23 protein-coding genes are annotated in these 25419 nt (G+C 37.9%); 11 read left to right on the top strand and 12 right to left on the bottom strand.

Annotated elements, in window-relative coordinates; translation table 11 throughout:
• Nucleotides 1-230: 230 nt before the first annotated feature.
• Nucleotides 231-1268 (bottom strand): type IX secretion system membrane protein PorP/SprF, encoded by a 1038-nt coding sequence (locus tag ACOVQ4_RS01410; protein ID WP_421818881.1) that lies wholly within the window; start codon nt 1266-1268, stop codon nt 231-233.
• A gap of 362 nt (nt 1269-1630) precedes the next feature.
• Between ACOVQ4_RS01410 and bshC the strand changes: the two genes are divergently transcribed.
• Complete coding sequence (bshC, locus tag ACOVQ4_RS01405; RefSeq protein WP_421818880.1) at nt 1631-3175, top strand: bacillithiol biosynthesis cysteine-adding enzyme BshC; 1545 nt, start codon at nt 1631-1633, stop codon at nt 3173-3175.
• A 125-nt stretch (nt 3176-3300) separates the two neighbouring features.
• Here the strand turns inward: bshC and ACOVQ4_RS01400 are convergent, their stop codons facing one another.
• Together ACOVQ4_RS01400 and ACOVQ4_RS01395 are read right to left on the bottom strand one after the other, a co-directional pair.
• On the bottom strand, nt 3301-3771 hold the full coding sequence (locus ACOVQ4_RS01400) for an Lrp/AsnC family transcriptional regulator (RefSeq protein WP_421818879.1): 471 nt from the start codon (nt 3769-3771) through the stop codon (nt 3301-3303).
• 299 nt (nt 3772-4070) lie between these two features.
• Complete coding sequence (locus ACOVQ4_RS01395) at nt 4071-4355, bottom strand: TIGR03643 family protein (protein WP_166549849.1); 285 nt, start codon at nt 4353-4355, stop codon at nt 4071-4073.
• A gap of 466 nt (nt 4356-4821) precedes the next feature.
• Between ACOVQ4_RS01395 and ACOVQ4_RS01390 the strand changes: the two genes are divergently transcribed.
• Nucleotides 4822-6507 (top strand): glutamine--tRNA ligase/YqeY domain fusion protein, encoded by a 1686-nt coding sequence (locus ACOVQ4_RS01390; protein ID WP_421818878.1) that lies wholly within the window; start codon nt 4822-4824, stop codon nt 6505-6507.
• A 95-nt stretch (nt 6508-6602) separates the two neighbouring features.
• Here ACOVQ4_RS01390 and ACOVQ4_RS01385 read toward each other — a convergent pair whose 3' ends face one another.
• From ACOVQ4_RS01385 to rpmG, 4 genes are all read right to left on the bottom strand, one after another.
• Nucleotides 6603-7070 carry a hypothetical protein gene (locus ACOVQ4_RS01385; RefSeq protein WP_421818877.1) on the bottom strand — a complete coding sequence of 156 codons (468 nt, stop codon included), beginning with the start codon at nt 7068-7070 and terminating at the stop codon, nt 6603-6605.
• Between the two features lie 74 nt (nt 7071-7144).
• Entirely contained in the window at nt 7145-8122 is a 978-nt protein-coding gene (gene ftsY / locus ACOVQ4_RS01380; RefSeq protein WP_421818876.1) for a signal recognition particle-docking protein FtsY, read from the bottom strand.
• Nucleotides 8123-8270: 148 nt separating this feature from the next.
• Complete coding sequence (locus ACOVQ4_RS01375) at nt 8271-8420, bottom strand: DUF4295 family protein (RefSeq protein WP_166549852.1); 150 nt, start codon at nt 8418-8420, stop codon at nt 8271-8273.
• Between the two features lie 46 nt (nt 8421-8466).
• Entirely contained in the window at nt 8467-8649 is a 183-nt protein-coding gene (rpmG, locus tag ACOVQ4_RS01370) for a 50S ribosomal protein L33 (RefSeq protein ID WP_026996357.1), read from the bottom strand.
• A gap of 275 nt (nt 8650-8924) precedes the next feature.
• Here rpmG and ACOVQ4_RS01365 point away from each other — a divergent pair, with 275 nt between their 5' ends.
• The 3 genes from ACOVQ4_RS01365 to ACOVQ4_RS01355 all read left to right on the top strand — a co-directional run bounded on the left by ACOVQ4_RS01365 (nt 8925) and on the right by ACOVQ4_RS01355 (nt 11378).
• The gene (locus tag ACOVQ4_RS01365; protein ID WP_421818875.1) at nt 8925-10139 is read left to right on the top strand and encodes an NADH-quinone oxidoreductase subunit D; all 1215 of its coding nucleotides are present in this window, start codon (nt 8925-8927) and stop codon (nt 10137-10139) included.
• 69 nt (nt 10140-10208) lie between these two features.
• Entirely contained in the window at nt 10209-10736 is a 528-nt protein-coding gene (locus tag ACOVQ4_RS01360) for an acyl-CoA thioesterase (RefSeq protein WP_095161202.1), read from the top strand.
• A 120-nt stretch (nt 10737-10856) separates the two neighbouring features.
• Entirely contained in the window at nt 10857-11378 is a 522-nt protein-coding gene (locus ACOVQ4_RS01355) for a hypothetical protein (RefSeq protein WP_421818874.1), read from the top strand.
• Here the strand turns inward: ACOVQ4_RS01355 and ACOVQ4_RS01350 are convergent.
• Together ACOVQ4_RS01350 and ACOVQ4_RS01345 are read right to left on the bottom strand one after the other, a co-directional pair.
• Nucleotides 11370-11876 carry a hypothetical protein gene (locus ACOVQ4_RS01350; protein WP_421818873.1) on the bottom strand — a complete coding sequence of 169 codons (507 nt, stop codon included), beginning with the start codon at nt 11874-11876 and terminating at the stop codon, nt 11370-11372. The two genes, ACOVQ4_RS01355 and ACOVQ4_RS01350, sit on opposite strands and share 9 nt — an antisense overlap.
• A gap of 36 nt (nt 11877-11912) precedes the next feature.
• Entirely contained in the window at nt 11913-13832 is a 1920-nt protein-coding gene (locus tag ACOVQ4_RS01345; protein ID WP_421818872.1) for a RecQ family ATP-dependent DNA helicase, read from the bottom strand.
• 236 nt (nt 13833-14068) lie between these two features.
• Here ACOVQ4_RS01345 and ACOVQ4_RS01340 point away from each other — a divergent pair, with 236 nt between their 5' ends.
• The 6 genes from ACOVQ4_RS01340 (at nt 14069) to ACOVQ4_RS01315 (ending at nt 21374) form a co-directional block, all read left to right on the top strand.
• Complete coding sequence (locus ACOVQ4_RS01340) at nt 14069-15373, top strand: D-alanyl-D-alanine carboxypeptidase/D-alanyl-D-alanine-endopeptidase (protein WP_421818871.1); 1305 nt, start codon at nt 14069-14071, stop codon at nt 15371-15373.
• A 266-nt stretch (nt 15374-15639) separates the two neighbouring features.
• The gene (locus tag ACOVQ4_RS01335; protein ID WP_421818870.1) at nt 15640-16437 is read left to right on the top strand and encodes an alpha/beta hydrolase; all 798 of its coding nucleotides are present in this window, start codon (nt 15640-15642) and stop codon (nt 16435-16437) included.
• Nucleotides 16438-16999: 562 nt separating this feature from the next.
• Entirely contained in the window at nt 17000-17914 is a 915-nt protein-coding gene (locus ACOVQ4_RS01330; protein ID WP_421818869.1) for a glycosyltransferase family 2 protein, read from the top strand.
• 41 nt (nt 17915-17955) lie between these two features.
• The gene (locus tag ACOVQ4_RS01325; protein WP_421818868.1) at nt 17956-19146 is read left to right on the top strand and encodes a glycosyltransferase; all 1191 of its coding nucleotides are present in this window, start codon (nt 17956-17958) and stop codon (nt 19144-19146) included.
• Nucleotides 19147-19444: 298 nt separating this feature from the next.
• A complete protein-coding gene (locus tag ACOVQ4_RS01320) occupies nt 19445-20842 on the top strand; it encodes a bZIP transcription factor (protein WP_421818867.1) in 1398 nt (465 codons plus the stop codon).
• Nucleotides 20843-20879: 37 nt separating this feature from the next.
• On the top strand, nt 20880-21374 hold the full coding sequence (locus ACOVQ4_RS01315) for a T9SS type A sorting domain-containing protein (protein ID WP_421818866.1): 495 nt from the start codon (nt 20880-20882) through the stop codon (nt 21372-21374).
• 123 nt (nt 21375-21497) lie between these two features.
• Here ACOVQ4_RS01315 and ACOVQ4_RS01310 read toward each other — a convergent pair whose 3' ends face one another.
• The 3 genes from ACOVQ4_RS01310 to ACOVQ4_RS01300 form a co-directional block, all read right to left on the bottom strand.
• Nucleotides 21498-22880 (bottom strand): efflux RND transporter periplasmic adaptor subunit, encoded by a 1383-nt coding sequence (locus ACOVQ4_RS01310; RefSeq protein ID WP_421818865.1) that lies wholly within the window; start codon nt 22878-22880, stop codon nt 21498-21500.
• A gap of 94 nt (nt 22881-22974) precedes the next feature.
• Nucleotides 22975-24438, bottom strand: coding sequence for a TolC family protein (locus ACOVQ4_RS01305; RefSeq protein WP_421818864.1), 1464 nt, complete (start codon nt 24436-24438; stop codon nt 22975-22977).
• Nucleotides 24439-24598: 160 nt separating this feature from the next.
• Nucleotides 24599-25291 carry a M15 family metallopeptidase gene (locus tag ACOVQ4_RS01300; RefSeq protein WP_421818863.1) on the bottom strand — a complete coding sequence of 231 codons (693 nt, stop codon included), beginning with the start codon at nt 25289-25291 and terminating at the stop codon, nt 24599-24601.
• Between the last annotated feature and the right edge of the window lie 128 nt (nt 25292-25419).

Genomic DNA, 25419 nt, shown 5'->3' with positions numbered 1-25419 from the left:
GCTTTGAGCATTCGGCAAAACATATCTATTGTTACTAAAAAACAATTTAACACTTTTGCCTCGTGTCTAAACACATAAACACTCTTTGCCTTGTGCCTGCTGCCTAGTGCCTGTTGCCTTGTGCCTAAACACATAAACACTCTTTGCCTAGTGCCTGTTGCCTAGTGCCTAAACACTATTGCCTAAACACATAAATTAAATCTAATTTGGTATACCTAACTTCCATTTACTTACCACAAATTTTGTGGACAAAGAATTTTGTGCTTGTTATTGAGCATAACTCCAATTACCACTTCATGACTTCCTCGCGAGCGTTGATTAATGTCAGAAAGAGTAAAATCGTATGAGTAGCCTATATTCAATAATGAATTAATATTAAAACCTACCAAACCCACAAAGGCGTCTTTGTTGCGATAAGAGGCGCCAATCCAAAAGCGATTGTCATACATTGCTTTTAGGTTTACATCATACGTTACGGGTGCCAAATTTACTTTTTTGACCAATACCGAAGGCATTACCGTCCAATAATCCGTAGCGTCAAATCTATAACCAGCAGATAGGAAATAGTGTGGATATACACTTCCAACCCAAGAGTAAGTAGACGAATTATCGCCAGTAGGTTTGAGGTTATAGTTTTCAAAAAGAAGTTGGTTTGCCGATACCCCAATGTAATAGTTCATCGAGTAATACCATGCGCCTACATTGATGGTGGGCTGAATCGCTGTAATTTTACCACCTCCCATAATGGCAGGGTCGGGATTTACTTTTACCTGCAAATTCGAAAAGTCTAGGGTATATTGTGTCACACCACCCGATGCACCAATTGCTAATTTTGAATGACCTGTTACTGGTATATGATAAGCATAACTTCCTAAAAGACTGATTTGCGAGCTAGGTCCCATATTGTCAGAGATTAACGAGATACCTACACCTTGGTGCCCAGGTACGCGTGGCTTACCACTGTACTGGCGCGTAGGAGTAATAGGACGACGAATCGTTTTGCTAATATAGGGCGTTGGGCCTGTGCTGGTACGATCGGGCTTGTCAAGAGCCAAGTGAGCAGTAAGATAATAAGTAGTGGGCGCTCCTTCAAAATTAGTCCACTGATTACGATACCCCACCTTTATATCGGTATAATCTTCAATACCCACCACTGCGGGATTGATTAGATAGGTATTCATCATATATTGACTGTATTGAGGATTTTGTTGGGCACTTAGGCGATAGCAGAATAAACTTGCTATAAAAAAAAGTATAAGTTTTTGCATAACGAGGATAGCGTATGTATTAGCGTAAGGAAAAACAAGCAAATTTTGTGCCTATTCCTCTTTTAAGGAGGGCAATTATATTTCAAGTAGTTGGCTTGAAGTGGGCGGTTTTTCCTCAAGCTCTACACAAATATACTCAATATAAAGAGACGATTAAGAATAGAAATAATTCATTTCAAGGTTTTTCTAAGGTTATTGGTCGATAATTTGGTGGTGTTTAGAAAAACATCAAACTTTAGCAGAACGAACTACCCCAACCTTACGTTAGTATAAGGTTAGGTTTTGTTTTTCTTAAAACAATACTCAGAATTATTAACTATCAGAAGATATTTATTGAAACGCCCCATTAGGCATCGCTCATTATGCAAGTACATAGACTACCTTTAAGACAAACCAATCAATTTTCAGCGCTCTTTCTTGATTATATGGACCAAGCTTCGACCTTGGCCGAGTATGCTGGAAACTTCCCTAATTTGGAGGGTTTTGCAAAGCAGATAGAACAAAAAACATTTTCTGACGATAACAGAAAGGTCCTTGTCGAGGTACTAAAGCGACAATACCAAAACCTAACGATTCAGCCTGACCTTGATATTCTTGCTCAATCCAATACATTTACCGTTACCACAGGGCATCAGTTGAATATTTTTACTGGCCCTTTGTATGTGGTTTATAAGATGATTACGGTAATTAATTTGGCAAAATCACTGAAAAAAGCCTATCCTGATTACAATTTCGTTCCTGTGTATTGGATGGCTACCGAAGACCACGATTTTGCCGAAATCAATCATTTTTCATTATTTGGTAAAAAATATGAATGGAATACAGAGCAAAAAGGAGCAGTAGGCAGAATGAATCCAAAAGAGCTTGAAACGCTAATTAGTGAGTTCCAAGATTGTCCAGAGGTATTTAAAAATGCATATCTTGAAAAAGAAACCTTAAGCGATGCCGTACGATGTTACATTCATGACTTGTTTGGTTCGGAGGGCTTAATTTGTATCGACGCAGACGACCGCCAGCTCAAGAGCTTGTTCTCGCCAATTATTAAAGATGATTTATTACATCATTCGGCATTTACCAAAGTACAGGCAACGTCTCAGGCCCTCGAAAATTTGGGGTATAAAACCCAAATTGCACCTCGCGAAATCAACTTCTTTTATTTGTCCAACGGTGTACGTGAGCGTATTGTAAAAGAAGAAGGAATATATAAGGTATTGAATACGGAACTTCAATTTTCGGAAGAAGAAATACTTGCTTTGCTCCAAACCCAACCCGAACATTTTAGCCCAAATGTAGTATTGCGCCCAGTATACGAAGAGGTAATTTTACCCAATTTGGCCTACATTGGCGGCCCATCTGAAGTGCCTTACTGGTTACAGTTGAAAGGGGCGTTTGACCACTACGGTGTTACTTTCCCTATCTTAATGCCACGAAACTTCGCTTTGGTTATCAATAAGGCCTCGGCTAAAAAGATGGAAAAACTAGATTTGTCTATCGATGAGTTATATTGTGATGAAATAACCTTACGCAAAAACTTTGTCGAAAAACACTCAGTAAATTCTTTAAGTTTAGCAGAAGAAGGGAAAACTTTTTCCTCAATTTTTGAAGAAATACTTGCCAAAGCTATCAAAATCGACAAAACCTTGGAAGGTGCCGTAAAAGGCGAACAACAAAAGCTCTTGAATAGTCTTGAGCATTTGGAAAAACGCTTAAAAAAGGCAGAGGAGCGCAATCATGAAACAGAAGTAAGTCAGTTGTTGGGACTTAAGCACAAACTCTTCCCGAATGGTGGGTCGCAAGAACGTGTAGAAAACCTCATGAATTTCTCGCTCAATAATCCTGAATTTATCTCCATATTACTCAATACCTTCGATGCATTGGATTTTAGCTATTATACAATTGTCGAGTAAGTGTAAGTGCTGCATTGGGAGTGATGAGTTTTGAATGTAAATTTATGCCAATGCCTAAAGCAACAAAAAGCGCGAGCCCTTCTCAAAGGGCTCGCGCTTTTACAAAATCTTTATGATGAAGTTTTTCAAGGTATTGGTAATACTTTACTTTCTTTAAAAGTAGATAAAATAACCATAGTTTGCGTACCAGCTACTTCTTCAATCTCATTGATTTTTTCTAACATCAACTTTTGGTATGAAGAGATATCTTTAGCAATAATTTTCAATAAAAAGTCTCCTGAGCCTGTAACATGGTGGCACTCAATTACTTCTGGGATTTCGTTGATTTGGTGTACAAATGATTCAGTAACTTGTTTTTTGTGACCAGTTAATGAAACCGTAACAAAAGTTGTAACTCCCAAACCTACTTTATCTCTATTCAATTGGGCATGATAGCTTTGAATAATTCCAGAGGTTTCTAATTTTTTTACACGTTCGAGGGTAGGGGCAGGCGAAAGGCCAATTTCTTTTGAAAGCTGGGCGTTTGTAATTTTGGCGTTCTGTTGAAGAATTTCCAGGACTTTATGGTCTATCTGGTCTAGTTTAATTGCACTCATCTTGTTGGGAGTTTAGTATTGATAGATTTTGAATTTTTACTAGATTGCCAGACAACACAATCTAATGCCTTCAAAATCTTTAACTTCTGGTTTTGGCCTACTTCTCAGTAAGGTTAAGAAATAGAAAGCAAAGTTAAAGACTTTCCTGCAAATTTCTAGGAAATTTTACCGAAAAGGAGTTTTGTAAAATAAAATTTTTATTAAACGGCATTATCTTATCGAAAAACCTATAATATTTTGCTCAAACGAAATGAGTGCATTTGATATAGAGACAGTTAAACGCATTCTAGCTCATAAAATTACTTTCGTTTCGAAATTTTGTTCATCGAAATACTCCTTTGTAAATCGCATTTGAAGCGTCCTTTTAAAATTGTACTTTTGACACGATGTTTGGTGGCTCGCCCTTGCACTCGTTCTCTCCACATTTTCCAAGATGAACGTTTCATTTCTTTACGCATCAATTCTATTACTTCTTGCTCTTTTAGTCCAAATTGCTCCAAAATGGCATCAAATGGTGTTCGGTCTTCCCAAGCCATCTCGATAATACGGTCTATCTCTTGTTCGCTTAATATGACTTTTTTCATGAAATTGATAATGTTAAAAAACGCATAAATGACTTGCAGAAACGCATTGGCGTTTGAGCATATCATTCATAACTTCTAAGAGACAGAATTGTTAGCAAGAATTCATCACTCGACAGGATTATTCGAGGAATGTGATTTTTGTTTCAACCATTACATAAAATTGTGTAAATTCGTATTTAATACAAATCTATTCTGACAAGAAATGCCATCTTCAGATAGATTAATAGCTTTGGATAGCAATAGCTTGGCTAAGTGATGATTAAACAGATAAAGACGATTATTGAGATAAGATAGCTCTTCCCAAAATTGTATATTTTTAATCTAGCCAAAAAAATCTGGCAGCAAAATCAAGGTATTTTTAATGTAATTTTTTTAAATTCAAATCTTTTGAATTCATCAAGGGTTTGATTTTACCTGTAAAATAAATGGCCATTTATGGCTATTTGAGTATAGATTATTTGGTATTATGACAGAAGAAAAAGAAAAATCACAAGAGCGAACTCCCGCTAATTTTCTCGAACAAATCGTTGAGGAAGATATTGCATCAGGAAAAAATGGTGGTCGTGTACACACTCGTTTTCCTCCCGAGCCTAACGGTTATTTGCACATTGGTCATGCCAAATCTATTTGCTTGAACTTTGGCTTAGCCGATAAATTTGGTGGTAAAACTAACCTTCGCTTCGACGATACCAACCCTGTAACAGAAGATACAGAATACGTGGAATCAATCAAAGCAGACGTTCGTTGGTTGGGTTTTGATTGGGAAAATGAGCTATATGCCTCCGACTATTTTGACCAGCTTTATGATTTTGCTGTACAGCTAATCAAAAAAGGCCTAGCATACGTGGATGACCAAACTTCTGAACAGATTGCTGCTCAAAAAGGAAATCCTAATATCCCTGGTGAAGAAAGCCCTTATCGTTATCGCTCGGTTGAGGAAAACCTCGATTTGTTTGAGCGCATGAAAAACGGTGAGTTCAAAGACGGAGAAAAGGTACTTCGTGCCAAAGTGGATATGGCGCACCCCAACATGCACATGCGCGACCCACTGATGTACCGAATCAAAAAAGCGAAACACCACCGCACTGGCGATAAATGGTGTATTTACCCGATGTACGACTTTGCTCATGGGCAGTCGGATTCAATTGAAAAAATTACTCATTCGATTTGTACATTGGAGTTTGATGTTCACCGTCCTTTATATGATTGGTTTATTGAAAAACTAGATATTTTTCCCTCACATCAATACGAATTCGCTCGTTTGAATCTTACCCATACGGTAATGAGTAAGAGACGTTTATTGCAGCTAGTGAAAGAAAACATCGTATCGGGATGGGATGACCCTCGTATGCCTACCATTTCAGGTTTGCGTCGTCGTGGATTTACCCCTGCTTCGATTCGTAATTTCTGTGATAAAATTGGAGTGGCCAAACGCGATAACCTTATCGATGTGGGTGTTTTAGAATTCTGTGTACGTGAAGATTTGAACAAAATTGCCACACGTGTAATGGCTGTGCTTGATCCTGTAAAATTGGTAATTACTAATTATCCTGAAGGACAAGTAGAAACTTTACAAGTAGAAAATAACCCCGAAGATATCAATAGTGGTCATCGCGATGTACCGTTTAGTCGTGAGGTATACATCGAGCGTGAAGACTTCATGGAAGTTCCACCGAAGAAATTCTTCCGTTTGGGGCCTGGCTTAATGGTTCGTTTGAAAGGAGCTTATATTGTAAAATGTGAAGAATTTGTAAAAGACGAATTCGGAAACATTACCGAAATCCATTGTACTTATATTCCTGAAAGTCGCTCAGGTTCAGATACCTCTGGTATTCATGTAAAAGGAACTATCCACTGGGTATCTGCACAACATGCAGTGCCAGCTGAGGTGCGCGTGTATGACCGATTGTTGATTTTGGAAGATGCATCACAAGTAGGTGATGATTTCAAGAAATTTATCAATCCTGATTCGTTGACTGTCTTAGAAAATGTATTAGTCGAACCTAGTCTTAAAGAAGCTGAGCTAGGAAAAAATTATCAATTTATTCGTAAAGGATATTTCTGTTTAGACAAAGATTCTTCTGAAGATAAGTTAGTTTTCAATAGAACTGTTGGATTGAAGGATGCTTGGGCAAAAGAAAAGAATAAATAATTTCATTTTTGCCGAAGGATAATTGGTAAGTTATTCACAAAAAAGTGTGGATAAGTGGCCTTGATAAGCTACTTATCCACATTTTTTTATTGATATTAATAGGCTGCTTGATAGTTTACCACAAAGTTGATAGGCTCATTATTTCCTTTTTTTACCTCAAATGGAAAAATGTTTTCTTCGCCATCAAAAATATTTGCCCACAATCCTTTTTCGTCTTCTCTCACCATAATAGAATACTTTCCTTCGGGTAAATCAAGACAAAAATCTCCATTTTTATCTGTTAAGGTGCTGATTATCAGCTTTGTTTGAATGTTGCTAAAAAAGCCCTTGTGATTACTAACCTGCTTGATATTGGTAAGCTCGTACACTAGTACTTCTCGTTGAATCCCTTTAGGAACTCTAGGGGGGCTGTCGGGAGAAGGCATTTGGTTGCCTGATGCCCAAGAGACTTTTCCACATACCTTGTTTTGATTGTGGATAACTTTTGAGCTTGATATGGATTTTTGAGAACAGGCCATCGTGGTTAACACAGTAAAGAGCCCAAGGAAAAAAGTTTTAAGCATGGTTATAAAAGAAAACATCCTAAACAATACCCAAGTATTATTTAGGATGAAAACGTAATGTGCTTGAAGATATTTTATGCTTTACGCTTGAAAAGAGAGTTTACAAATTCTCTTTTATTGAATACCTGTAAATCTTCGATTTTTTCGCCCACACCAATATATTTAACAGGGATTTTGAACTGATCTGAAATACCAATTACCACACCACCTTTGGCTGTACCGTCCAATTTGGTAATAGCCAAAGCTGTTACATCAGTAGCTTTCGTAAATTCTTGTGCTTGGATAAATGCATTTTGTCCGGTCGAGCCATCCAATACCAAAAGTACTTCGTGCGGAGCCTCAGGTAAGAATTTTTGTACAACGCGCTTGATTTTTGCCAGTTCGTTCATCAAGTTGACCTTGTTGTGCAAACGACCCGCTGTATCAATAATGACAACATCGGCTTGTTGTTCTACGGCTTGCTTTACCGCATCGAATGCTACCGAAGCAGGGTCTGTGTTCATTCCGTGGTCAATCACAGGAATCCCGACACGCTGTCCCCAAAGCTTGAGTTGGTCAACAGCCGCAGCACGGAAAGTATCGCCTGCACCTAAGATTACTTTGTTTCCAGCTTTATGAAACTGAGAAGCGAGTTTTCCGATAGTAGTAGTTTTACCGACGCCATTTACACCTACTACCATAATGACGTAAGGTTTGATATCTGATTTTTTGAAGGCATCAGTAATATCTTCCGATTTATTTTGAGCTAATAACTCTGCGATTTCTTCACGAAGAATTTCGTCAAGTTCGCTTGTGCTTACGAATTTATCACGAGCAACACGATCTTCGATACGGCGAATGATTTTTACGGTCGTTTCAACGCCAACATCCGAAGAGATTAAGATTTCTTCTAGTTCATCTAATACCTCCTCATCGACTTTTGACTTGCCGACAATAGCACGACTCAATTTCGAAAAAAGTCCTTCCTTTGTTTTTTCAAGACCTTTGTCGAGCGATTCTTTCTCTTCAGTATTGAGTGTTTCTTTCTTTTTAAAAAAATCGAATAAACCCATTTGTTGATATTTTTTTGGTTACTCGTTAAAAGTCTATCCTATTTTTGAAAAAATAAATATAGGCTTTTGAAAACGTAAGGCAAAAGTAAAACAAAAAAAGTCCCGATAAAGGGACTTTTCCTAAAAATCTTAATAAAGGGGCTGAATATTAAGCTTTAAGAGCAGCTTGAACATCTTCTTGAAGAACGATTTCTTCTTTGAAAGAGTAAGCACCGTTAGCCGTTTTTACAGCTTTGATAACTTTAGCGTATTTTACACCACCTTCTTTTTTAAGGGTTGCAACTACCTTCTTTGCCATTTTCTTATAATAAGTTAGCAGTTATCGGTAAGGATAACCGAGTGAATTACTTGATTTCTTTGTGAACAGTTACTTTTTTCAAGAATGGGTTGTATTTTTTCAACTCAATACGAGCAGTAGTGTTCTTACGGTTTTTTGTTGTGATGTAACGAGACATCCCTGGAACGCCTGAAGTTTTTTGCTCAGTACATTCTAAAATCACTTGGATTCTATTGCCTTTCTTAGCCATTGTGTTATGCTTTATGAATTTTCTGTATCTTACAAATATTTTTTATTCGTTTGATTATCAGAAAATTACAACTTGCTGATAAGTCCGAACGAATATATATTTCCCAAATAGGACTGCAAAGGTAGTAAATGTTTGAGTTTTAGACAAATATGTTTTTGAAAAAACTTACGCTTTCGGGGTGTTTTTTCTTAAAATAGGAGTTTTTTTAGTATTTGGGGACTAAATTTGCTCTCTCGCTGTTCTTTATCTAAGATAAAATTTACGAATTTTACGGCATGAAGCAAATTCAATATCAATACGACCCAGCGCATTTTAGACGCTCAGACCCCAACAAATATAATTCCTCGAAGCTCAAATCGGAAGAAATGATTTTGTCGCTTGGGCCTCAGCACCCCTCGACTCACGGCGTTTTGCGTTTGGAGGTAATCTCTGATGGCGAGCTGATTGTGGATGTGGTACCTCATTTGGGTTATCTACACCGATGTTTTGAGAAGCATGCTGAATCGTTGGCATTTGGGCAGACTATCCCATATATCGACCGATTGGACTATCTGGCAGCGATGAACTCTGAGCATGCGTATGTGATGGGGGTTGAGAAAATGCTTGATTTGGAAGGTAAACTTCCCAAACGTATCGAGTATATCCGTGTGCTAGTGGCCGAACTCAACCGCTTGGCATCGCATTTTGTGGCTATTGGTACCTACGGCTTGGATATTGGCGCTTATACCTCGTTTTTGTGGCTCATGCGCGACCGTGAGCATATTCAACGTTTGCTCGAATGGCTTTGTGGTGCTCGTATGCTTTATAACTATATTTGGATTGGAGGCTTATTCTATGACTTACCTGTTGGCTTCGAGGAGCGTTGTTTGGAGTTTATCAACTACCTCAAACCCAAAATGGTTGAGATTCGTGAGTTGATTATTGAAAACAAAATCTTTGTCCAACGTACGGCTAATATTGGGGTGTTGCCTTTAGATTTGGCTATTAACTACGGTTGTACAGGCCCTGTGCTTCGTGGTTCGGGCTTAAAGTTTGACCTCCGTCGTGTCGATGCCTATTCTGTTTATCCTGAACTTGATTTTGATATTCCTGTAGGAAAGGGCGAAATGGGTACCGTTGGAGACTGCTGGGATAGAAATTTTGTGAGAGTACTGGAATGTGACGAATCTATCAAGATTATTGAACAATGCCTCGTGCAGTTGATGGGCGACCATAAACGCACACTTGAGTTTAACCCTCAAGCGATGCTTCCTAAAAAAGTACGCCCTCAAGCGATGGATTTATATTTTAGAGCCGAAAATCCCAAAGGTGAACTAGGCTTCTTCTTCCGAACGGATGGTCGATCAGATGTTCCATTGCGAGTAAAAGCAAGAGCTTGCTCATTTCATAATTTATCGGTAGTTCCCGAAATTAGTCGTGGCGCTATGCTAGCAGATTTGGTGGCTATTGTTGGCTCGGTAGATTTAGTGATGGGCGAAGTAGACCGATAGTTTAGCTTTTAATATGTTAATTTCTCAACAAATATATAATATCTCTGCCGAGGCTGAGAACAAAACTCAATGTTTAAATTAGACCCTAATAAAGAATATCCTAAAAAGTTACATTCGAAATCTCTTATCCGTTTTCAAGATTGTGACCCCTTAAAGCATCTTAATAATGCTAAATATTTCGATTATTTCTTCAATGCTCGCGAAGACCATGTAGCAGAAGTCTATAATTTTGATTATAATGACTATTTCGAAAATAACCATACTTCTTGGGTCGTTTACAATCACCAAATAGGCTATGTGTCGTCGGCCAGAGTGAGCGAATGGGTAACAATTATTTCATCGACTGTCTATTACAATGAGGATACTTTAGTGACAGAATATGTCATGACAGATGAACATTTGCAGGTATTGAAGGCTGTTTTGTGGACAACTTCAAAATATATTGATGTACGTACTGGCAAGAAAACGCCTCATCCACCAGAGGTAATGGAGTTTTTTGATAAAGTGTGTCTTGAGGGAATAGATTTTGAACACACGTCGTTCAATGCTCGAATCAAAGTGATTAAACAAGAGCTGAAGGAAGGAAAGTTTGTGTAGTGAAATCATGAGTGGTTCGTACACTTTTAGAGAAAATCCAAAATTGTAGGCGCTATTCTAAATTGCTGAAGCAATATCAATCAAAATAATTCCTTTTGCTAAAAAACGCTTAATTGAATTATGAAAAAAATCTCTTTCTTATTCATTGTATTATTGTCTTTTGTGGCGAAAGGTATCGCCCAAGATCGCTTGAAATCGCTCACAGAAGAGCGTCAGGTTTTGTATAGTAAATTCAAAGAGTCAGAGAGCCAGTCTTCAGGAATTTTTGGTAATCGTACCAAAGACGATATGCAAAGCTCCATTGAGGCTTTGAAGGAAATCATGGCAAAGGATAACGAGATTTTAGACGAGCTGAATAACCTTAACGAAAAATCAAAATCAGATTTTACAGAACAATACAATGATTTGATTCAACAGAATAATGAGCTTCGTGAAAAAAACCGTGAACTTACCGAACTATCTGAACGCCACAAAGGATGGTCAAAAGAAAACCATACTATTCTGGAATCAGTAGAGGAAGAAAAAACGTTGACGTTGTCAATCTCAGCAGTGGTAGCTTTTTTATTAATTGTGTACGTCATTAAGTTTTATACACTAAAATCAAAATACAATGAATTGAAGAAAGCTCAGCGTTTAGAATAGTTTTTTCCACCCATAGCGAATGGCTAATAGTAATACAATAAATCCGACTACGATATAGTGAAAAGGAACGTAGGTAATGGCATAAATTCGTAGTCGGTCTACAAACCAAAGTATTCCGATAAGTGCCGTTAATATTGTCATAAAGCCCGATAATCTACCCAGCTCGGGTACGGACTCGAAAGGAACTTTCCACTTGATAAGCATCAGCGTAATAGCCATCGAAACAATCGGCAAAATCTGAATAATCAAATTCATTTGCCAAATACTTTGACGCTCAAATAAAAAGAGATAAACATCTAAAGTCAAGGCAAATATTCCTGGGATACCAATCATATAAGCCAATACCATGTAGGCATAACGAACCAGCACCGAAGAGCCAATGACAGGATTGGGTTGCCATAACCCTATCAAAAAAGTAACAGCAGGAACAAGTAATAAATAATACAAAAGCAAATAGGGGTTTTGACTAATGCTGTCAAATAGTTGTTGTAAGGTCATGGGTTTTCTGCTAAGGGGAAAAGAAAAAATGAAAAGCTACACTGATAAATTCCCTTCCGAATCTACGCTAATTTGCTGATTTTCTATCATTTCTCGTACAATTGCTTTAAATAAATCGACATTGTTTGGTTGCATGATTTTGAGTAGCAACTCAGGTGACATACTGCCATTGCTCAACAAGGCTTTTACTTTTTCTTGTGTTTGAAATTTGTATTGTAATTCTTGCTGGTAAGTATTTTCTTCTCGTTTTTTCTTAATACAAACATCGCAAACACCGCAAGTTTCGTTGGTATGCTCGTCGAAATATTCCAAGAGTAATTGCGTTCTACAGCGTTTTTGATGCTCGATATAATGTTTTACAGCTGAAGCTTTTTGCACATCATACGCACGACGTTGTTCGATATCCTGAACTTGCAAAGGCAATTGTTGGGCATCATATCGACCTGTCAGAAATGTGAGTTGCGGTTTATCCTTGTGTTTGTCATACTGAATAATATCAAACTTTTCGAGATTAGATAAAAGCAACTCTACCTCTGCTTGTGGAGCAGAAAATACTTTTGAGATGGTAGCCTCCGATATATTGAGATAACCTGTAAAAAGCTCTCCTCCGTACATTCTCAAAAGCAACTTTACAAAAGTATCATATTTTGGATTTCGTAATTGAAAATCATACAATTGACGATTATCTACCGAAAAAGTAATTCGTGAAGGATGATGAATCGCTTCGGATAGCGTAATAAATCCTTGATTTTCTAAAATTTTCAAGGCAAAATACGTGTCAGGTGAAGGCAAATCAAATCGCTGTTGGAAAGTCGATAGGTCCAAATCATAGCAAGCAAATTCGCCAGCGCCTACAGCCAGTTGAAAATAATTCCCCAAACATTGATATACTCTACGAATCAATTGGATAGGAGGATATTTTTGAGCGGTATTTGTCTCTAAATTTTGTATATCCATTTTGTCATACAACACCGTCGCAAAGGCTTTTTGCCCATCCCGACCTGCACGACCTGCTTCCTGATAATAGGCTTCGAGTGTTTCGGGTAAATCTAAATGCACTACCAAGCGTACATCGGGTTTGTCAATCCCCATACCGAAGGCATTGGTTGCCACCATCACACGAACCTGATTTTTAATCCACTGTTCTTGCTTTTGACTACGTTCTTGTGCATTGATTCCTGCATGATAAAAGGTCGCAGATATACCAGATTTTTGAAGAAATTGAGCTACTTCCTGCGTTTTCCGACGATTACGGACATATACAATGGCCGTTCCTGCTACCTTTTGGAGCATAGCTACTAGGCGTGCTATTTTGTTTTCTTCAAAAAGCGTTGAATAAGATAAATTGGCTCTAGCAAAACTCTGCTGAAACACCTGAGGGTTTTGCATGGCAAGCTTCGCCAAAATATCTGTTTTGACTTCTTTTGTCGCCGTGGCAGTCAAGGCAATCGTACGAAGTGTAGGGAATAACTGTCTAAATTCCGCTATTTTCAAATAAGGAGGTCTAAAATCATAACCCCATTGCGAAATACAGTGCGCTTCGTCAATGGCCAATAAACATAACTTCATGGCTTTTACCCTTTCGAGAAAAAGAGAGGTCTGAAGCCTTTCAGGAGAAATATACAAAAACTTTACATCGCCATAGATACAGTTATCCAGAGCAATATCTATTTGGTTTCGGTGCATCCCCGCATATATCGCCACTGCCGAAATACCTCTTCGGCGCAATTGCGCTACTTGGTCTTGCATCAAAGCAATTAAGGGCGTTATGACCAAGCACAGGCCTTCCATCGCCATGGCAGGCACCTGAAAGCAAATAGATTTTCCGCCTCCCGTGGGCAATAATGCCAGGGTATCACTACCGTTCAAGACAGACAGAATAATGTCTTCTTGTAAAGGACGAAAAGAGCTATAGCCCCAATATTGCTGTAATATTTGATGTATCGGATATTGCATTCGTAAAGGCAGGTGTTAGATGTTGATAGTGGATAACTTCAGCAAAAGTAAAATTACCGTAGCCAAATGTCAAGTTTCGGTCGTATATCCAAGACTGCGGCAAAGACAGAAAGAAGTTTCTGTTTTTTTCTTATATTTAAACTTTCTAAAAAGTGTTATTAGTCAATTGTATTTCTAATCTCGGAGGATGTCGAAATCGAGTATTTCTGTCTCCATTTTATTTTTAACAACAAACAATGAAAAAACGCTCAATAGTAGGACTGGTGATAGGATGTGTAGTTAGCTTGACAGCTTGTCAGACTAGCAAGTTGAGTAGCAAAAAGTTAGGAAAGTTATTATCCGAGTCTAGTACATTTTCGCAGAATCATACTGGTTTTGTTTTATACGATTTATCTGAGCAAAAGGAGATTTTTAGTTATCAAGGAAACCGCTATTTTCAACCTGCATCGAATACCAAAATATTGACCTATTACGTAAGTCAGCGAACTTTGGGTGATTCGTTACCTGCCTTAAAATATGTCACCAATGCCGATTCTTTGATTATTTGGGGCACGGGAGACCCTAGCTTTTTGAGTCCGAGTATGCCAGCCTCTAAAGTGTTAGATTTCTTGAAAAATAGTCCACAAAAAATCTATTTCTCTGCCAATAACTTTACGGGAAAACACTATGGCCCGGGTTGGGCATGGGATGACTATAACGATGATTATGCTTCCGAAATAAGCCCTTTGCCTATTCATGGCAATGTAGTGGGCTTTAAGGCAAATGGGAATAGTTTGATAGCAAACCCTGCCTATTTTCAGGATAAAATCGTAAGCGTTAAAAGTCCCAATAATTTTGGTGTGACTCGTGTTGAATCAAGTAATTCTTTTGAAATACCTCAAGGGAAAGCTCCCAAGGCTAATTTTGAGCAAGAAGTACCCTTTAAAACATCGAATAAACTAACCACAGAACTATTAGCGAGTATTGTAGGAAAACCCGTAACGCTGATTGATGCCCCCCTACGTTCCAGTGCCAAAACATTGATGAGTTTGCCTGTAGATACAGTTTTTGCCAGAATGCTGCACGTCAGTGATAACATGATGGCAGAGCATTTGATGTTGATGTGTGGACAAATTTTGGCAGGAGAATTGAATGTAAAAAAAGGGATAGAAAAAGCTAAAACCAATTATTTGAATACTCTTCCCGATGCCATTACGTGGGTAGATGGCTCAGGACTTTCGAGATATAATATGATTACGCCAAGAGATTTGGTAATGGTTTTGCGCCAGATGTATCAAGAAGTGCCACAGGAAAAATTGTTTAAAGTCTTTCCAGCCGTAGGACAATCTGGCACGCTCAAATCGCTGATGCCTAAAACAGATAAACCTTTTATTTTCGCCAAATCGGGCTCTTTTAGTAATAATTATAACCTGAGCGGATATTTGGTTACCAAGCAAGGAAAGGTATTATGCTTTTCTTTGATGAATAACAATTTTGTAAAACCAATGGCAGAGATACGAAAAGAAGTGGTGAAAATTTTGACAGAAATTTACCAATATTAAAGCTACTTGTGACTCGGGTATTTTCGTTACGGGTGAATAAATTCACCCGCTAAGTGGAATCATTTGACAAGAGCAGGTCATATTATCAACACTGAGGTAAGACTTGTGTTGGTAGTCAAAATAAGTGTTTTTTCTCAAAATTATAAGGTTTAAATAGCTGTAATCTAGGTTATTAACGGGTACACTATTAACTAATAACGTTTTCCTACTTACCGCTCTAATAACGGATATACAATTTATAGGCAACTTTCTAAAGACTAACTACTATGAAAAAATGGATTATTGTGCTTCTTGTCTTATGTGTGAGCCAACAACTTTTAGCTCAGGAAACGCTCTATTTCAATCCTATTTATGTCCCTTATGCTGATACAACCTTAGTCTTTACGCCAAAGGAATATACTCGCAATACGGCAAAGCGTTTTCCGATGGTATATCTTTTACATGAGCAAGGAGGGAACTTTAAACAGTGGAGTAATTTTCTGAATGTTCAAAAATATGCCGATGCTTATGGTTTTGTCATTGTTTGTCCCGATGGCTTGAATGATTCGTGGTATATCAATAGCCCACGAAAAGCTACGAGTAAGTTTGAAGATTTTTTCTTCAAAGATTTACATACTACCATGATGGAAAAATACCGAATAGATACCGATCAAGTATTTATCACGGGTGTAGGAATGGGTGGTTTTGGCGCAATGTATTTATTTTTGAAAAAGCCAGATATTTTCCGCTCAGTAGGGAGTTGCGCTGGGATTTTGGATATGCAAAATGAAGTAGACAACGCTCGTTTGAGAACGCTTTTAGGCAATACAGATTTTGAAACCTTACGTAATTTATCGATTATAAGTAATATTGGTAAGTTTGCAAATACACAAAAAGAAATCATTTTTGACTGTGGTATCGACGACCCCCAGTATGAAAATACCAATTTTTTCAAAAAACGTTGCGACGAATTACGTATCCGAGCAACCTACGTATCTCAGCCCGGCAAACACGATAGAAGCTATTTCCAAAAAGCCATTCGCTGGCATTTTGATTTCTTCAAGAGACTCGCAAAAGACAACTAATTGATTAATGAGTTTGTAAGGATTTGGGATGTCTGATTTCGGAAGTAAGCCGAAGGCACTAGGCTTTTGGGTATCAGCTTTCGGCAGTAGGTTTTTGAAAAAAGTATTTCTGTGGTTATGAAGTAAAGAGACGTAATTCGTTAACAGTATATCAGTTATTGTAATATAATCATAATCAAAAGGTTATAGGCGAATTTTGCCTCAGTTATGGTATTAGTTTAATCTTTCCTACTACTTAAGTTAGTAGGCAAAATAAAGTTTAATTATTGTGCTTTCGGGTTTCAGCTTTGGGCATTCGGCAAAAATATATCTATCCTTACAAAGGATCGATTTAACACTCTTTGCCTTGTGCCTAAAACACAAAATTAGATTTAAGATTTCAGGCAATAGGAATTAGGCCCTAAGCTAAAGAAGAAAAGAATTTTTAATGAAATTATAAAGACCTTTTGCCTAAGGCCTAAAGCCTTAAGCCAAGTACTTAACTTCATAACATTTTAACACGTTTTGCCTCGTGCCTGTGGCCTAAGTAAATAAATTAAAACTAACTCTGCATTCCTAACTTATGACTGGTCAAATTGCGGCGGTAATTGTCACCTACCATCCATTGATTACCGATATCCAACAGCTACTAGAAAGGCTATGCTCACAGGTAGCCATTGTTGTTGTGGTAGACAATGGAAGCCATAATATTGAAGAAATAAAAAAAATATTGGTCACTTATCCCCAAACTACCCTTATTTCGCTATCAGATAACCTTGGAATAGGCTTTGCCCAAAATAAAGGAATAGTATTTGCTTTAGAAAAACCAGAAATAGGTGGGGTTATCTTATTCGACCACGATAGTTTGCCTGAAGAGCAAATGGTTCAGCAATTACTAGAGGCTTGGAATAAGCTGACAGTCGATGGTCATAATCTTGGTGCAGTTGGGCCGATTTATCGCGACCCACGCACCCTACGCAATTATCCCATTTCGGTTTTTCGGGGATTTAGACTCATTCATAATTATCCCCAAAACAAGGATACTCAACCTATTTCTGCTTCTTTCCTGATTTCTTCTGGTTGCTTAATTGATAGGAAGACTTTTGAGGCAATAGGATTCATGAACGAAGATTTTTTTATTGATTACATTGATATTGAGTGGAGTTTTCGAGCCTGCAATAAAGCATTCAAACTATTTGCTATTCCTTCGGCTATAATGTGGCATCAGGTAGGCGACGACCGTCTGAAGGTTTTTGGAAGAGAAATTTCGTTGCATAGTCCTTTAAGAAGATATTATTTGGCTCGAAATTCGATATTGATGCTTAAGCAACCCCATATCCATTGGCAATACAAAGTCCGAGAACTTTTCTATACCGTTTCTAGGGTGCTTGTCTATATTGCTATAGTTCCTCAAAAAAGAAAATATCTCAAATACATTCTTTGTGGCTGGTACGATGGTATCGTCAATCGAGTGGGTAAGTCTAGGTTATCATCCTAGTTTTTGAGTCATCATTTTGCCTAGTAAAGTTTATGAAATTTATGTTTATTATTTCCGATGTAGGGAGTTTTAATATTTTTTTATCGGAATTATCCTTATCCATATTCGAGCATTTTCCCGACATCGAGCTACACATTGTTTGTTCGGCTGAAAAAACTATAGATATCCCCAATCTTTATTCTTTCAATCATCTTAATATCCATTTTCATTATTTAGGTATTCCAAGAAGTCTTCGAATTAAACACGAATTACTGGCAGCTTGGCAAATACGGCGCTTGGTGACGGACATCAAGCCCGATTTGGTACATGCACATTTTACCACAGGCGTATTTCCTACGATTCTTTTTCGAAAAATGGGTATTCCATATTGGGGTACATTTCATGGATTGGGGCTCAATAGTAGCTCTGGTTGGAAAAAAGGGCTTTTTTACTTTTTAGAAAATCTTTGTTTTCAAAAGCTCGATAAAATCTTTTTGCTCAACCAACCCGATGTGGATATTGTCCAAACGGTTTATAAAAACAAAGTTTACAAACATCAAAGTCTTGGTTTGGGCTGTAATTTGGAAAAATTTAATCCTCTTAATTTTTCAGAAAATACACGAACCACTTTACGTCAAATCTTAGGGATTCAACAACAAAAAGTCATTGCTTTTACAGGACGATTTGTCGCATTCAAGGGCTTTCATATTGTGGTAAAGGCTTTTTTACAACTGATTCAAAGTTATCCACAGCAATTCAAACTATTGTTGATAGGTGGTCTCGACCCAGTACATCCGAGTGGGCTCAGTACCTCACAATGGGAATATATCGAGCAGCATCCAGATATTACGATAACAGGGTTTACTTCTCGAGTGGAAGAATATTTGTCAATTTCTGATTATTTTGTTTTTCCGAGTAAAAAAGAAGGCATTCCTGTATGTGTGCTCGAAGCCTTGGCGATGGGCGTACCTGTGATAGCATCGGATAGTCGAGGTAACAACGAAGTGATTGAGCATTTACATAACGGTGTTCTTGTAGCTCCATCTCAAGATAGCGAGCAGGAAGTAGCCAATATCATTCAATCTATCGAGTTATTAGAAAATAATTTCCAACTTTACCAAGCCTTAAAATCTCAAGCTTTGTCAAACAGAAATAGTTATTCTAGAGAAAACTTTATTAATGAGGCTATTGCAGTTTATAAAAATAGTTTTTGTGAGCCATCAAAATTTCAATTTCATTCAAGAATTTGCTAATTTCATGGCATTCAAACAGTAACTCACTCATCATAAGCCACTTGGTAAATTTTTGGCAAGAAGATTGTTAAAAGAATATTAACTGACTACTAAAACTTGCTTGGTAAGTCATTTTCTTCAGGGCGCATTTTGTAGCTTAAAATACACTTCTCTATACTAACCACTCTTTAATCTGATAAGTCAAACTACCCGATTACTCTTTAGTACATGATTTGTTTGATATTGTCTATTAATCAATCTTAACTTGAAGAATCGTCTTTCTTAGAGACGTTACTCTTCATATTTGTCCTAAGTAAAAATGAAATTATACTACTCTCTATTAACCGTGATAGTAAGTATCACGTTTAACACATTTTCGCAAACCATTACAGCCCCTAATGGGCAAAGTTTGGTTATTAATAACCCCCTCGAAGTAGTAGGTGGGAGTATTAATATTGTGTCCGACAGTGCCTACAAAATAGGAGGGAAGCCTATTTTGAGTGTGGCAGGTATCGCCAATGTTTTGCTTGGCGACGGCGCTGGCTTTAATAACCAAGGCTCAAATAATATCTTCATAGGAAAAACGGCTGGATTTCTGAATGCATCTGGTTTTGCCAATACTTTTATTGGTGAATCGGCGGGGTATTCGAATACGACTGGCAATAACAATATGTTTTTGGGAACCGCCGCAGGGTTGTCTAATACTGTGGGCTATTCTAACACCTTTATTGGTGTTAATGCTGGGCGTCGTTCTTTGGCAAATGGCAATGCCTATATCGGTACGGCAAGTGGTATCAATACTATTACTGGCAGTAATAATACAGGCTTGGGTACTCTTACAGGACAAGATAATGTGTCTGGCGCGCAAAATACCTTCGTTGGATTTAGTGCAGGTAACAAACTTATGTCGGGCGATTACAACACGTTTATTGGAGCGTTGACGGGCGTGGCTTCGAGCGCAAGTAATATTACCAACGCAACGGCTATTGGTGCTAATACCGAGTTAACTATTTCGAACTCGATTGTATTGGGTAATAATGCTAGCGTTGGTATAGGAACCAATGACCCTGTTACGAATGGTGCAAAATTGGTGGTTGTAGGAGCTGGCAACAATGCCAATGTTTTACAACTCCGAAATATTCCGACCCGCAATACTGTTAGTGGCTTGCGACAGCTTTTTGCAGACGAGGCGGGTAATCTTGTTACATTTCAAATGACAACAACTGCTAATAGCTCTCCAGAGCTTAAGCTTACAGCCAATAGCATGAGCAATACCCTTTGGACAAGTAATGAATTAGGATTTCTAAAAAATAATAACAACAAAGGTGTCGTAATAGGAGAGGGGATTAACTCTTTGCCCGAAGGCTATAATTTGTATGTATCTGAGGGAATTTTGACAGAACAAGTAAAGGTAGCTTTGAAAAATACAGAAGATTGGGCTGACCATGTATTTTCAAAAAAACATCAATTAATGCCATTACAAAAGGTAGAAGATTATATCAAAAAACATCAGCATTTACCCAACATTCCTTCGGCAGCAGAAATGGTGATGTCTGGCAATGATTTGCATCAAACAGATACTAAACTTCTTGAAAAAATAGAAGAACTAACCTTGTATGTGATTGAGTTGAAAAAAGAAAATCAACAAATGAAGCAAGAAATTAAATTGTTGAAAAAAAGTCAGCAGCAGAGGCTATCAAAAGCTAAAAAGCGCTAGAAATATTGTAATACTAGGTTTTTTTAGGCGTAAAATCATGAATAAACTTTACTATCTTTTCTTTTTTTCGACTGCTATCTCCTTGAGTGGAATCGCACAAAATACTTCAACACAAGAAGTACAATCCGATTTTATAAAGTCTAGTAAAGCAATTACTGTTCCGACGCATTATCGAGCCTCAAAGGCTATCGTTTTGCAATCAGGATTTAGGGCAAAAGGACAGAATGGCTTTAGTGCCAAAATTCAATATTTTCCATTACGTGAATCTATAACAAATGTTTCGTTGGTGGTTTTGCCGAATCCTGTACAAGATGTATCTGTTGTTTATATCAAGATTCCTCAATCGACCCAAGCATCACTTTTGGTAAGTAATGCTTCTGGCGAGCCGATAGCACAACTCATCCAGCAAGAATATAAAGAGTCTGGCGAATATCGATTGTTGCTAAATACGCAAGATTGGGCTTCAGGAGTATATTTTTTACATCTTCAAACTATGCTAGGCGACACAATTTTTAAAGTAATAAAACCATAAAAAAAAGCCATCTCCAACAATCCGAGATGGCTTTTCCATAAACCCTAAACCAAACTAAATTTATCTAATAATAATCTTAGTTCATTTTTTAAAATCATTTCTTGAGATTTGCGCCTCTATCTTTTACTTCTTCTCTTTGTTGTCCTTATTAGCTTCTTTTTTCTTCACTAATTCTCCGTCTTTCAATTTCTTAGAAACTGTCACATAAGGACCCGAAATGATTTGTTCTCCTTCAGTTAATCCACCTAAAATTTCGATATTATCAAAATCGGAGATACCAGTGGTAACTTCTTTCAATTTAGCATGATTGTCTTTGGTCAAAACAAACACTACTTCTTTGAGTTTTTCTTTTTTAATAACCTTTGGTTCTTCTGAATTATTGCTTTCTTCATCTGATTTTTTCTCTTTATCGGCCGCTTTAGGGTCGCGTGTAGTTACAGCAGCTAAAGGTACAGACAATACACCATTTTTGCGGTCGGTAATAATTTCAACAGAAGCGGTCATCCCTGGTTTTAAAGGATAAGAGCGTTTGCCTTTAATAAGATCAGCATAAGAACTACGAAGCACTCTGATTTTTACCTCAAATTCTGTCACAGCGTCGTTAGATACCGAAGCTGCAGCCGAGGAGGTAGCCAAGCCATTGGCAGAACTTGCTACTTCGTAAACAATACCTTTGAATTTACGACCTGAAGCACTGTATGAATCTACGTCGATGATTACCGTATCATTAAGACTAACACGGGTAATATCATTTTCGTTCACATTTACACGAACTTCCATTTTATTCAAGTTGGCAATACGAAGCAACTCAGTACCAGCCATTTGTGATGTACCTACCACTCTTTCGCCAAGCTCTACGTTCAATTTGGAGATTGTACCGCTTTGAGGTGCATAAATCGTTGTTTTAGTCAAGTTGGTACGAGCTTCTTTCAAAGCAGCTTCCGAGCTTCTGACGTTAAATGCAGCAGCTTGAACGTTGGCTTTAGCCGATTCTAAGTCCTGTTTTGCTACAGCGTATTGAGAGGTAAACTGCTCGTAGTCTGAGTCGGAAATTACTTTATCGTCATGTAACTTTTTGTTACGATCAAAATCAGTTTTTGCTTTTAACAAACGAGCTTCCGATTGAGATTGGATAGCCTTTGACTGTTCTAAAGAAGCCTTTGCTGAATTTACCTGTGCTTCGGCGCGAGCCAATAGTGATTCGTAGTTGTCAGGACGAATTTTTAACAATAATTGACCTGCCACAACCGAGTCGCCTTCACTTACATAAAGACCTACAATTTCGCCAGAAACATCTGGTGAGAGTTTTACTTCGATTTCAGGCTGAACTTTACCCGAAGCAGAAACACGCTCAATAATATCAGCACGTTTTACTTTAGAAAGTTCTACTTCTGTAGCTTCTTCTTTTCCGATCCAACCATTCTTTTTCGCTAAAATCAACCCACCTACCACTACGACTGCGACAACGGCTAAAATGACCCAGATTTTATTGGATTTGTTTTTCATTGTATATAAAGTTTTGAAAGATTGATGTGAAGTTTTTTGAAAAACGATGAAACAGGATAGTTTTTCAAGGTTTTACATTCAATCGAGTGTTTGGTTAAAATGTGAGCGGTTTATTTTGGTAATAGTCTAATATCTTAGTTCTGAAAATAAAGTCATATTTGGCTTGGATTTGGTTTGCTTTTGCTTTGTCCAAATTGGTTTTTTGCAAATTATAACTTACAAAATCAATTGCTCCTGCATTGAAGCGACTTTCGGCAGCACGGAAAGATTCTTCCAAAGCTGTTACCTGCACTGTCAAGGCTTCGTATCTTTTGGCAGCATTTGACATATTGGTGTAGGCCTGTTCGATATTCTGACGCAAAGTCAAGCGTGTTTTTTGTGCCTCCAATTCTGCATTTACTTTTTGCAATTTGGCTTGACTCACACGTGTTTTGTTGGCAAAACGGCCAAAAATTGGGATACTAGCACTTGCTCCGAAGGCGTAATTAAAGGTATTTTCAAGTTGCTTGAAATAACCAACCGTTCCTGCTTCAACCGTTCTTGGCGTATTTACAACCAATGGAAAATCTTGTCCATTAAAGTTGACTGTCCCTAAATTTTGCTGATTGGTGCCATCTACTTTATAGATTTTCTGAGCATTAGACTGGTTGGCGCCCGTCGAAGCCGAAAGGTTGATGGTTGGTAAAAAGCCCGCTCTAGCTATTTCGATACCTTTATCAGCACTTTTTACACGCAAATCGGATGCTTTTACTGTTGGCTGAGTACCTTCGGCAGTTTGATAGATTTGGTCTACTGGCGCTTCGTATGCGGTTGTTGATGGTGTTGGTACCGAAATTCTATCAAGATTGATGCTGTTGGAGATATCCTTATCGTTAAGTAATTGGATTAAAGTAAGTTTTGCTAAATCTAAAGTACTTTGATTGTTGACAACAGTTGTTTCTTCATTAGCAACCTGAGCCTTCAGGTCGAGCAAATTGGTCTGAGGGAGTGAACCCGCACGAACTAATTTTTCAGTACGCTCAATTTGTAGTTTGGTAATAGCGGTCTGGCTTTGTGCAATAGTTAGTTGGTCTTCGGCATTGAGAATATTCAAATAGGCTAAAACCACCTGCATCGAAATATTCTCTTTCATTGCTTGCATATCCAACTGGTTGGCTTTTACCAATAAGTCGTTTTGTGCAATTGTATTCTTAAGGAGATTTCCATTAAAAACCGTAACCCCAGCATTTATCCCCAAACTATTGTAGTTGATATTTCGAGCTACGTAAGTGTTGGTAAATGGGTCAAGGCTTCGACCAAAGTTGAAAAATTCACTTATGGTACCGTTTGCCCCTGGAAGCTGATTATTTTTGGCTTGCTGATAATTCAACACGGCGTTCTGAAGCTGTATTTCTGACTGCTTTACAGAGATATTGTTGCGAAGTGCAATATCTACCGCCTGTTGTAGAGTGATTTTTGGGCCTTTTGAACTAGGAGCCTCTACTGCGGTTTGCGCCTGAGCCTGTGTCCCAGCGATAAGTGCAGCTCCCAATAAAAGTCTGTAAACGCCTGATTTCATATTTCGTTTGATAGTTTTGAGTATTCCCTCTCGATATTGTCCCTAGAGTTTTTTGAATAATCAATACTACGAATGAAAAATCAAGTCATGAAGCGATTTTGGATAAGTGGTTCGTGTGTGAGGATTAGTGGTTTGTTTTCGTATAGACCCAATCTTATTTTTATTCAATTATCTGATAAACCTGTTTGGCTTCACTTCTTGCAAGGGCATTAAAATGCCACCATTCGTACTTAATAGGCATAAATCCAGCTTGTTGCATTACGCTTCTCAACAGACGGCGATTTGCTACCTGTTGTGCAGTAAGTTGCTTAGTTTTGAGGAAGTAATCTTCATGACTTGGATAAGCCAATTTTCCAAAAAAATCAAAAGGCGTCCCCATATCCAAAGGTACCCCTTTGCTGGTGGTAATCGTCAAATCAACGGCACAGCCATAATTATGAATGGATTTTTGGCTAGGGCTTGCCACGTAGGTTTCGCGCTGGTGTGGTGGGTATTGGGAAAGACTATTCCACAAAATTTTTTGAATCGCAAAAGGTCGTCCGCCATCATATACCAACAGACGATAGTGCGGATATCTTTTTTTCAAAATCGCATTAGCTTTTGCCAGCATTTGGGCAGGCTTTTTTTGTAAATAGCAGGCCGTCATACAGCCATATACATCCTTTTTAACAAAATTGTCAGTCGTGGAATACTTGAGCAAAACAGCAATGCTAGGGTCAAGACTTTTGACATTGACCAAGCCTTGTTGTTTCATTTTTTGCTCATAATCACATGGAGAAAACTTTTTTCCCTGACTGAGTGCAATACTCATAGTCAGCAGAAATGACATATAAAAGGTAAGGAGATTCTTCATAAACAATTGAAAAGGAAGCGTAAAAGCGGAGGAGGAAATCCACACAATTTTCACAGATTCACTAAAAGTAAGGCTTGTAAAGGCTTTTGAAAAAACCTTTACTAAATTACAATGTTACTAAAATTTAT

It is taken from the genome of Flectobacillus sp. (genome assembly GCF_049240685.1).
GTDB lineage: Bacteria > Bacteroidota > Bacteroidia > Cytophagales > Spirosomataceae > Flectobacillus.
The sequence above is the reverse complement of the archived record's forward strand: the minus strand, read 5'-3'. Positions and strand labels throughout refer to the sequence as shown.

Excerpts from the sequence above, each read along its gene's own strand:
- ACOVQ4_RS01410 (WP_421818881.1), bottom strand. The coding sequence starts at position 1,268 with ATGCAAAAACTTATACTTTTTTTTATAGCAAGTTTATTCTGCTATCGC.
- bshC (WP_421818880.1), top strand. The coding sequence starts at position 1,631 with ATGCAAGTACATAGACTACCTTTAAGACAAACCAATCAATTTTCAGCG.
- ACOVQ4_RS01400 (WP_421818879.1), bottom strand. The coding sequence starts at position 3,771 with ATGAGTGCAATTAAACTAGACCAGATAGACCATAAAGTCCTGGAAATT.
- ACOVQ4_RS01395 (WP_166549849.1), bottom strand. The coding sequence starts at position 4,355 with ATGAAAAAAGTCATATTAAGCGAACAAGAGATAGACCGTATTATCGAG.
- ACOVQ4_RS01390 (WP_421818878.1), top strand. The coding sequence starts at position 4,822 with ATGACAGAAGAAAAAGAAAAATCACAAGAGCGAACTCCCGCTAATTTT.
- ACOVQ4_RS01385 (WP_421818877.1), bottom strand. The coding sequence starts at position 7,070 with ATGCTTAAAACTTTTTTCCTTGGGCTCTTTACTGTGTTAACCACGATG.
- ftsY (WP_421818876.1), bottom strand. The coding sequence starts at position 8,122 with ATGGGTTTATTCGATTTTTTTAAAAAGAAAGAAACACTCAATACTGAA.
- ACOVQ4_RS01375 (WP_166549852.1), bottom strand. The coding sequence starts at position 8,420 with ATGGCAAAGAAGGTAGTTGCAACCCTTAAAAAAGAAGGTGGTGTAAAA.
- rpmG (WP_026996357.1), bottom strand. The coding sequence starts at position 8,649 with ATGGCTAAGAAAGGCAATAGAATCCAAGTGATTTTAGAATGTACTGAG.
- ACOVQ4_RS01365 (WP_421818875.1), top strand. The coding sequence starts at position 8,925 with ATGAAGCAAATTCAATATCAATACGACCCAGCGCATTTTAGACGCTCA.
- ACOVQ4_RS01360 (WP_095161202.1), top strand. The coding sequence starts at position 10,209 with ATGTTTAAATTAGACCCTAATAAAGAATATCCTAAAAAGTTACATTCG.
- ACOVQ4_RS01355 (WP_421818874.1), top strand. The coding sequence starts at position 10,857 with ATGAAAAAAATCTCTTTCTTATTCATTGTATTATTGTCTTTTGTGGCG.
- ACOVQ4_RS01350 (WP_421818873.1), bottom strand. The coding sequence starts at position 11,876 with ATGACCTTACAACAACTATTTGACAGCATTAGTCAAAACCCCTATTTG.
- ACOVQ4_RS01345 (WP_421818872.1), bottom strand. The coding sequence starts at position 13,832 with ATGCAATATCCGATACATCAAATATTACAGCAATATTGGGGCTATAGC.
- ACOVQ4_RS01340 (WP_421818871.1), top strand. The coding sequence starts at position 14,069 with ATGAAAAAACGCTCAATAGTAGGACTGGTGATAGGATGTGTAGTTAGC.
- ACOVQ4_RS01335 (WP_421818870.1), top strand. The coding sequence starts at position 15,640 with ATGAAAAAATGGATTATTGTGCTTCTTGTCTTATGTGTGAGCCAACAA.
- ACOVQ4_RS01330 (WP_421818869.1), top strand. The coding sequence starts at position 17,000 with ATGACTGGTCAAATTGCGGCGGTAATTGTCACCTACCATCCATTGATT.
- ACOVQ4_RS01325 (WP_421818868.1), top strand. The coding sequence starts at position 17,956 with ATGTTTATTATTTCCGATGTAGGGAGTTTTAATATTTTTTTATCGGAA.
- ACOVQ4_RS01320 (WP_421818867.1), top strand. The coding sequence starts at position 19,445 with ATGAAATTATACTACTCTCTATTAACCGTGATAGTAAGTATCACGTTT.
- ACOVQ4_RS01315 (WP_421818866.1), top strand. The coding sequence starts at position 20,880 with ATGAATAAACTTTACTATCTTTTCTTTTTTTCGACTGCTATCTCCTTG.
- ACOVQ4_RS01310 (WP_421818865.1), bottom strand. The coding sequence starts at position 22,880 with ATGAAAAACAAATCCAATAAAATCTGGGTCATTTTAGCCGTTGTCGCA.
- ACOVQ4_RS01305 (WP_421818864.1), bottom strand. The coding sequence starts at position 24,438 with ATGAAATCAGGCGTTTACAGACTTTTATTGGGAGCTGCACTTATCGCT.
- ACOVQ4_RS01300 (WP_421818863.1), bottom strand. The coding sequence starts at position 25,291 with ATGAAGAATCTCCTTACCTTTTATATGTCATTTCTGCTGACTATGAGT.